6 protein-coding genes are annotated in these 8,159 nt (G+C 70.8%); 2 read left to right on the top strand and 4 right to left on the bottom strand.

Features of this window, described 5'->3' with window-relative positions; translation table 11 throughout:
• Positions 1-122: 122 nt before the first annotated feature.
• On the bottom strand, positions 123-2,735 hold the full coding sequence (locus WBA97_RS12030; RefSeq protein WP_424230841.1) for a DNA translocase FtsK 4TM domain-containing protein: 2,613 nt from the start codon (positions 2,733-2,735) through the stop codon (positions 123-125).
• 217 nt (positions 2,736-2,952) lie between these two features.
• Here WBA97_RS12030 and WBA97_RS12025 point away from each other — a divergent pair, with 217 nt between their 5' ends.
• Positions 2,953-3,702: a lysophospholipid acyltransferase family protein gene (locus WBA97_RS12025; protein WP_424230840.1), complete on the top strand. Its 750-nt coding sequence runs from the start codon at positions 2,953-2,955 to the stop codon at positions 3,700-3,702.
• Between the two features lie 3 nt (positions 3,703-3,705).
• Here WBA97_RS12025 and WBA97_RS12020 read toward each other — a convergent pair whose 3' ends face one another.
• Positions 3,706-4,179, bottom strand: a complete 474-nt coding sequence (locus WBA97_RS12020) for an Lrp/AsnC family transcriptional regulator (RefSeq protein WP_424230839.1) — start codon at positions 4,177-4,179, stop codon at positions 3,706-3,708.
• Positions 4,180-4,274: 95 nt separating this feature from the next.
• Here WBA97_RS12020 and WBA97_RS12015 point away from each other — a divergent pair, with 95 nt between their 5' ends.
• Positions 4,275-5,270, top strand: coding sequence for an EamA family transporter (locus WBA97_RS12015; protein WP_424230838.1), 996 nt, complete (start codon positions 4,275-4,277; stop codon positions 5,268-5,270).
• 193 nt (positions 5,271-5,463) lie between these two features.
• Here the strand turns inward: WBA97_RS12015 and WBA97_RS12010 are convergent, their stop codons facing one another.
• Together WBA97_RS12010 and dapA are read right to left on the bottom strand one after the other, a co-directional pair.
• The gene (locus WBA97_RS12010; RefSeq protein ID WP_424230837.1) at positions 5,464-7,140 is read right to left on the bottom strand and encodes a ribonuclease J; all 1,677 of its coding nucleotides are present in this window, start codon (positions 7,138-7,140) and stop codon (positions 5,464-5,466) included.
• Entirely contained in the window at positions 7,137-8,150 is a 1,014-nt protein-coding gene (gene dapA, locus WBA97_RS12005) for a 4-hydroxy-tetrahydrodipicolinate synthase (RefSeq protein ID WP_424230836.1), read from the bottom strand. The genes WBA97_RS12010 and dapA overlap by 4 nt, the downstream gene beginning before the upstream one ends.
• Between the last annotated feature and the right edge of the window lie 9 nt (positions 8,151-8,159).

The raw sequence follows: 8,159 nt of genomic DNA, 5'->3' as shown, positions 1-8,159 counted from the left end.
GGTCCCGAACCGAAGACTCGCAGGTCCCGAACCGAAGACTCGCGGGTCCCGAACCGTGGACTCGCGGGTCCCGAACCGAAGACTCGCGGGTCCCGAACCGTGGACTCGCGGGTTGTGCTGGGCTACTCGTCGTCGAAGTCCTCGTCGTCTGACGGGGTGGGGCCGCCGCCGCGGAGCGTGTACAGGACCGAGTCCAGCTCGTCCGGCTTCACCAGGACGTCGCGGGCCTTCGAGCCCTCCGACGGGCCGACCACGCCGCGGCTCTCCAGCAGGTCCATCAGCCGTCCCGCCTTCGCGAACCCGACCCGCAGCTTGCGCTGCAGCATCGACGTCGACCCGAACTGCGAGGTCACGATCAGCTCGGCCGCCTGGATCAGCACCTCGAGGTCGTCGCCGATCTCCTCGTCGACGTCCTTCTTCTCCGCCGCCTTCGCCGAGGTCACGCCGTCGGTGTACTCGGGCTGCGCCTGCTCCTTGACGAACGAGACCATCGCGTTGATCTCTTCGTCTGTGATGAACGCGCCCTGGACGCGGATCGGCTTCGACGCGCCCATCGGCAGGTAGAGCCCGTCGCCCATGCCGATCAGCTTCTCCGCGCCCGGCTGGTCGAGGATGACCCGCGAGTCGGTGAGCGACGACGTGGCGAACGCCAGCCGCGACGGCACGTTCGTCTTGATCAGGCCGGTGACCACGTCGACCGACGGGCGCTGGGTCGCGAGCACCAGGTGGATGCCGGCCGCACGTGCCTTCTGCGTGATCCGCACGATCGCGTCCTCGACGTCGCGCGGGGCGGTCATCATCAGGTCGGCCAGCTCGTCGACGATCGCGAGGATGTACGGGTAGGGCCGGTACTCGCGCTCCGAGCCAGGGGGCGCCGTGATCTCCCCGGACTTCACCTTCCTGTTGAAGTCGTCGACGTGCCGGACCCGGTTGGCCTGCATGTCCTGGTAGCGCTGCTCCATCTCCTCGACCAGCCACGTCAGCGCGGCCGCGGCCTTCTTCGGCTGCGTGATGATCGGGGTGATCAGGTGCGGGATGCCCTCGTACGGCGTCAGCTCCACCATCTTCGGGTCGATCAGGATCATCCTGACCTCGTCCGGGGTGGCCCGCGCGAGCAGCGACACCAGCATGGAGTTGACGAAGCTCGACTTGCCGGAGCCGGTGGAGCCCGCGCACAGCAGGTGCGGCATCTTCGCGAGGTTCGCGGTGACCATGTGGCCCTCGATGTCCTTGCCGAGGCCGATCACCATCGGGTGACCGTCCTTGACCGCGGTGTTCGACCGCAGGACGTCGCCGAGCCGCACCATCTCGCGGTCGGAGTTCGGCACCTCGATGCCGACCGCGGACTTGCCGGGGATCGGGGCGAGGAGCCGCACGTTGTCGGTGGCCACCGCGTACGCGATGTTCTTGGTCAGCGCGGTGATCTTCTCGACCTTCACGGCCGGGCCCAGCTCGATCTCGTACCGCGTGACGGTCGGGCCCCGGGTGAAGCCGGTGACCTGCGCGTCGATGGCGAACTGGTCCAGCACGCCGGTGATCGCCTCGATCATGGCGTCGTTGGCGCGGCTGCGGGTCTTTGGCGCGTCGCCCGCCTCGAGGAGGTTCGGGTCGGGCAGCGTGTAGTCGCCGTCGACGACCCTCGGGGTGAGCGCGAGCTGGCCCTGGCCGCCCTGGTCCTTGATCTGCGGGATCTCCGCGACCTCGACGGGCTTCTTGCGCTTGCGTGGCGGCGGAGCGGGCTCCGGCGGTGGCGGGATCTCCTCGCCGACGCCGGTCTCGGCCTGCGGGGGCTCGGCGTCACCGTCGGACATGGCGGCCTGGCGGCGGCGCGACGGGCGGCGCAGCCGGACCGGCTCCTGCTCGGCCTCCCCGGGATCCTCCTGGCCGGGCAGGTCGAGGCCATCGGCGTCGATGCCGTCGACGCCTTCGTAGCCTTCGCGGTCCTCCGGGTCCATGCCCAGCTCTCGCAGCCGGGTGGGGATGTCGCGGAACCGGGTGCCGGTGAACACCAGCACGCCGAAACCGAGCACGAGTGCCAGCAGCGGCAGCGCGACCCACGCGGTGACGCCCTTGGCGAGCAGCCCGCCGGACATGTACCCGAACGCGCCGCCCGCGTACATGCGACCGAGGTTGTCGGCGGGCTGGTCGGCGAAGATGTGCAGCACGCCGAGGATGGCGAGGACGAACAGCAGCGAGCCGATGACCAGGCGCGGCCGCTTCTCCGGCTGCGGATCCGACCGCATCAGCGTGATGCCGACGACGAGCGCCGTCAGCGGCAGCGCCATCGCGGCGGCGCCGACGACCGACCGCGCGCCGACCTCCAGGTAGGTGCCGATGGGTCCGCCGGCGTGCCACCAGATGCCGGCACCCGCGATGACGCCGACGGCGATCAGCCCGAACGCGAGGCCGTCGCGGCGGTGCGCCGAGTCGAGCTCCTTGGTGCGGCCGACGGTGCGGGCGATGCCGCCGACGCCCTTGGCCAGCAGGTTCCAGCCACCGCGCAGGCCGCGGCCGACCGAGCCCTTGCTCGCGGGCCTGCGTGCCGGTGGGCGGCGCGCGGCGGGCCTCGACGACCTCGCCGGAGACTTGGCCGTTGACCTGGCCGGAGTCTTGGCGGGGGTCTTGGCGGACCGGGTCGACCGGGTCGTCCCGGTCTTGGCGCGGGCACCGCTTCCGGAGCCGCCACCCGAGCCGCGGCCCTTGGAGCTTCTGGAAGCTGCTGTCCGGTTCGCCACAACCCCCCACGGTAGTCGCATCAGCCACAGGAGTCACTCTCGGCACAGAAGCACCGGGATTGACTGATCCGCTGGCGAACCCCCACAGGGGTCGTGCGATGCTCCGCTCATGGTCGCGCTGTCTCGCCGTACTTCCGAGCCGACACGCCGGTGGCCCCGCCGCGGAACGTTCGCGCGGCGGCCCAAGCCACAGAAGGTCTCCCCGCTCTGGCGGGCGATGACCCTGGTGGACGTGGGGGTCGTCCGGCTGGTCGGGAAGCTCGAGATCACCGGGTCCATCCCCCGCGAGCTGCGGCACCAGCCGATGCTGGTCGCCGCGAACCACATCGGCATGTTCGACCCGTTCGTGCTGACGGCGGCGCTGCGCAAGGCGGGTGTGAACCCGAGGTTCCTGCTGACGGGCGGCCTGCTGGACGCGCCGGTGGTCGGCTGGGGGCTGCGGCAGGGCGGCAGCCTGCGGGTGGACCGGGGCAAGGCGAACGTCATCGAGGCGTTCGACCGGGTCACGACCGCGCTGCGGGAGACGCCCGGCCCGGTGCTGGTCTACCCGGAGGGCCGGGTCAGCCGCGAACCCGGGTTGTGGCCGGAGCGCGGGAAGACCGGCGTCGCGCGGATGGCGCTGACCGGTGACGTGCCGGTGCTGACGATCAGCCAGTGGGGCGCGCACGAGGCCGTGTACTGGGGCACCGAGGTCGTGACCGGGTGGCGGGACCTCATGCCGGGCCTGACGTCGTTGCTGCGGGCGATCCGGCACCGGCCGACGTTCCAGGTCCACTTCGGCCCGGTCGTGGACCTGTCGGACCTGTCGGCCGCCAAGCCAGGCGACGCCGTCCGCGCCCACAAGCGGATCATGCTGGCGATCACCGACAACCTGGTGCCGCTGCGCGCCGACGAGCCGGACACACCGAAGTTCCACGACCCCACCCGGCCGACGGACAGCACGAGCCCATGGCGCCCGGCGCGGTAGGCGCTACAACCGCAGCGCGCGGGTCGGGATCGCCGAGCCGGTGCGGATGGGGTCGAGCACGAACAGCGTCGAGTACCTGCGGACGTTCGGCGCACCAGTGAGCAGCCGCGCGGCCACCTCGTTGTGGTGTGCCATGCCCGAGGTGGTCAGCACGACCACGTAGTCCCATTCGCCGTACACCGAGTAGACCTGCTGCACCTCCGGCGCGGCGAGGAGCCTGCGCTGGAACGCCTCGTGCAGGCGGACCGACTCGCGTTCGACGGAGACCAGGCACACGGCGACCACCAGGTCGTGGCTGACCTTCGGGTCGAGCACGGCCGCGGTGCGCGCCAGCAGGCCGCTCTGGCGGTAACGCTCCATCCGCCGCTGCACCGCGCTCGGTGACAGGCCGACGACCTCACCAAGCTCGCGGAGGGTGCGTCCGGCGTCGGTCTGCAGTTCGTCCAGCAGCAGGTGATCGATCTCGTCCAGCTTCACGCAAAAATATTGCGTCAGGCCGGGAAAAAATTCAATTGCGATCCGCGGTCCCTGACATACCGTGCAGGCAGTGCCAGGGAAAGGAAAGACGGGTCATGACGAGTAGCACCGCGACCAGATCGACCACCTCCGCGACCGGTGAACCCGGAACGATGGTTACTCGCGGCACGGTGCTCATCGTGCTGGCGTCGATCTGCTTCGGCACGTCCGGCCCGCTGGTGAAACCGACGATGGACGCCGGGCTGTCGCCGCAGCAGGTGGTGAGCTTCCGCATCGGACTCGCCGCGGCGATGCTGCTGGTGTGCGTGGCGGTGACCCGGCCGAAGCTGCTGGCTGTGCGCCGGTCCGACCTGCCGGTGCTCATCGGCTATGGACTGATCGGCGTGGCCAGCGTGCAGTTCCTCTACTTCGCGGCGGTGTCACGCATCCCGATCGGGGTGGCGATGCTGCTGGAGTTCACCTCACCGGTGCTGGTGGCGCTGTGGGTGCGCCTCGTCCGGCGGGTCGTCCTCCCCGCCAGCATGTGGGTGGGCACCGCGCTGGCGCTGCTCGGGCTCGCGATGGTCGCCGAGGTGTGGCAGGGTCTGCGGCTCGACGCGCTCGGCCTGCTGTTCGGCGTTGGCGCGGCACTGTGCGCGGCCGCGTACTTCCTCATCGGCGAACGCGGCGTCAGCACGATGCCCATGGTCGGTCTCGTCACGTGGGGCATGGTCATCGGCGCGGTGGCGGTCGCCGTGATGGCGCCACCGTGGTCGCTGCCCGGCGAGATCATGGCCGCCGACGCGGACTTCGGCGGCCTGGCCGTGCCCGTGTGGGTGCTGCTGGTCGCCTGTGCGGTGATCAGCACGGCGATGGCGTACCTGCTGTCGATCAGCGCCATGCGGTACCTGCCGCCGAACGTGGTCAGCGTGATCGCCGTGTGCGAGCCGATCGTGGCGACCACGCTCGCGTGGCTCGTGCTTGGCCAGGCGCTCACGGTCGTGCAGATTGCCGGCGCGCTGGTGCTGCTCGCCGGCGCGACCGTCGTGCAGCTCGCGGCCCGTCGACCAAACGTCGCACTACCGGCGGACCCCGTTCCACCGCAGGTCTGATGACGTGGCACCCGTCACAACGAGACGATTCTGGCGATACAACAACCAGGACGAGCGTCGAAGCGGGTGACAGCCATGAGGCCGACGAGGCGAGAACAGCGCAAGGCGCGGCGAGCACTGTTGCGGCAGGTCTTCACCGTGGGCTGCGCCGTGGTCGTCGCGCTCGCGAAGCGCTGACCGCGCCCCGAACGACTCAGACCGGGATCACCGTCGGGACGATCATCGGGCGGCGGCGGTAGGTGTCGGCGACCCAGCGGCCCACGACGCGGCGCACGGACTGTGCGATGCGGTGGGTGTCGGTGATGCCCTCCGACTCCGAGTGGGACAGCTCCATCTCCACCAGCGACACGACCTGGTCGAGCGCCTTCGGGTCGTCGGAGAAGCCTCGGCCGGAGACGGTCGGCGGCGCCACCGCGCGGCCCGTGGTCGAGTCGACGGCCACCGTGATCGCGATGAAACCGCCCTCGCCCAGGATCAGCCGGTCGGACAGGGTGGACTCGCCGACGTCGCCGACGGACAGGCCGTCCACGTACACGTGTCCCACCTCGACGCGACCGGTGATCGACGCGCGGCCGTCCACCAGGTCGACCACCACACCGTCCTCGGCGATCACCACGTGGTCGGCGGGCACCCCGGTCGCCACGGCCAGCGCGGCGTTGGCACGCAGGTGCCGCCACTCGCCGTGCACCGGCATGACGTTCGACGGCCGGACCGCGTTGTAGAGGAACAGCAGCTCCCCCGCCGACGCGTGACCGGACACGTGCACCCGCGCGTTCCCTTGGTGCACAACGGAAGCACCGAGCCGCGCGAGTCCGTTGACGACCCCGAACACCGCGGTCTCGTTGCCGGGGATCAGTGAGCTCGCCAGCACCACCGTGTCACCCGCGAGGATCCGGATCTGCCGGTGCTCGCCGCGGGCCATGCGGGACAGTGCCGACAGCGGCTCGCCCTGCGACCCGGTCGACACGAACAGCACCTGGTGTTCCGGCAGCTCCAACGCCTCGTTCAGGTCGACGAGCAGGCCCTCCGGCACGTGCAGCAGACCGAGGTCGACGGCGATGCCCATGTTGCGGACCATCGACCGGCCCACCAGCGCGACCCGCCGCCCGTTCTGCACGGCGACGTCGAACACCTGCTGCACGCGGTGCACGTGGCTCGCGAAGCACGCCACGATCACCCGCTGCTTCGCCCGCGAGACCACACCCTCGAGCACCGGGCCGATCTCGCGCTCGGCCATCACGAACCCGGGGACCTCGGCGTTCGTGGAGTCGACCAGGAACAGGTCGACACCCTCGTCACCGAGGCGGGAGAACCCGGCGATGTCGGTGAGCCGCCCGTCGAGCGGCAGCTGGTCCAGCTTGATGTCGCCGGTGTGCAGCACCAGCCCGGCCGGGGTGCGGATGGCGACCGCCAGCGCGTCCGGGATGGAGTGGTTGACGGCGAAGAACTCGCACTCGAACTCGCCGAACACGGCGCGGCCGCCCTCGGTGACCTCGACGAGGTTCGGGGTGAGCCGGTGCTCCTTGCACTTCGCGGCGACCAGCGCGAGCGTGAAGCGCGACCCGACCACCGGCAGGTTGGGCCGGAGGCGCAGCAGGAACGGCACGGCGCCGATGTGGTCCTCGTGGCCGTGCGTGAGCACGACCGCGTCGATCTCGTCCATCCGCGACTCGATCGCGCGGAAGTCCGGCAGGATCAGGTCCACACCGGGCTGCTGGTCCTCGGGGAACAGGACCCCACAGTCCACGATGAGCATGCGGCCGCCGTACTCGAAGACCGTCATGTTGCGGCCGATCTCGCCGATCCCGCCCAGCGCGACGATGCGCAGTCCCCCGTCGGCAAGCGGACCGGGTGCGACCAATGGCTTCACTGATGAACCTGCCCGGCGCTGGTGTGGGTGGTGGTGGCGACGTACGCGGCGGCCGCGTCGGCGTGCGCGACCCTGGCGGCGGCCACGTCGGATGGCGCGGCGTTGGTGAGCGGCACACCGGCGTCGCCGAGGTCGGACGCGATCAGCGCGATCTGCTCCCTCGTCGCGGGCGGCAGCGGCAGCCGGGGATCGCCCGCCTGGTGGCCGCGCAGCCGCAACGCGGCCTTCGAGAAGATCACGCCACCGACCCGGCCCATGGCCCGGCACACCGGCAGCAGTCCACGGTGGACGGTGCGCGCGGTGCTGACGTCACCGTTCTCGTACGTCTCGAGCATGCGGCGCAGCCTGCCCGCCACCACGTGCCCGATGACGGAGACGAACCCGACGCCGCCGACCGACAGCCACGGCAGGTTCAGCGCGTCGTCGCCCGAGTAGTAGGCGAGATCGGTGCTCGCGATGACCTCACTGCCCGCGAACAGGTCGCCCTTGGCGTCCTTCACGGCGATGATCCTGGGGTGCTCCGCGAGCCTGCGCAGCGTGTCGACCTCGATGGGCACGACCGAGCGCGGCGGGATGTCGTAGAGCATGTTCGGCAGGCCGGTCGCGTCGGCGACGGCCGTGAAGTGCGCGAACAGGCCGGCCTGCGGCGGCCGCGAGTAGTACGGGGTGACCACGAGCAGCCCGTGCGCGCCGGCCTGCTCCGCCTGCTGGGCCAGGTGCACGGAGTGCGCGGTGTCGTAGGTGCCCACCGACGCCACCACCGTGGCCCGCTCCCCCACCGCGTCCACGACGGCGCGCACCAGCTCGGCCTTCTCGTTGTCGGAGGTGGTCGGCGACTCGCCGGTGGTCCCGCTGATCACCAGACCGTCGTTGCCGAGGTCGACCAGGTGGTTCGCGAGGCTCTGCGCGGCACCGAGGTCGAGCTTGCCGCTCGCGTCGAAGGGGGTCACCATCGCGGTGAGCACCTGGCCGAACGGCCGCCCTGGCTTGGCGGTCGGGCACGTGTTCATGCGGAAGAC

The sequence above is a fragment of the Actinophytocola sp. genome, from assembly GCF_049647105.1.
Lineage (GTDB): Bacteria > Actinomycetota > Actinomycetes > Mycobacteriales > Pseudonocardiaceae > Actinophytocola.
The sequence above is the reverse complement of the archived record's forward strand: the minus strand, read 5'-3'. Positions and strand labels throughout refer to the sequence as shown.

Excerpts from the sequence above, each read along its gene's own strand:
- WBA97_RS12025 (WP_424230840.1), top strand. The coding sequence starts at position 2,953 with ATGACCCTGGTGGACGTGGGGGTCGTCCGGCTGGTCGGGAAGCTCGAG.
- WBA97_RS12015 (WP_424230838.1), top strand. The coding sequence starts at position 4,275 with ATGACGAGTAGCACCGCGACCAGATCGACCACCTCCGCGACCGGTGAA.
- dapA (WP_424230836.1), bottom strand. The coding sequence starts at position 8,150 with ATGAACACGTGCCCGACCGCCAAGCCAGGGCGGCCGTTCGGCCAGGTG.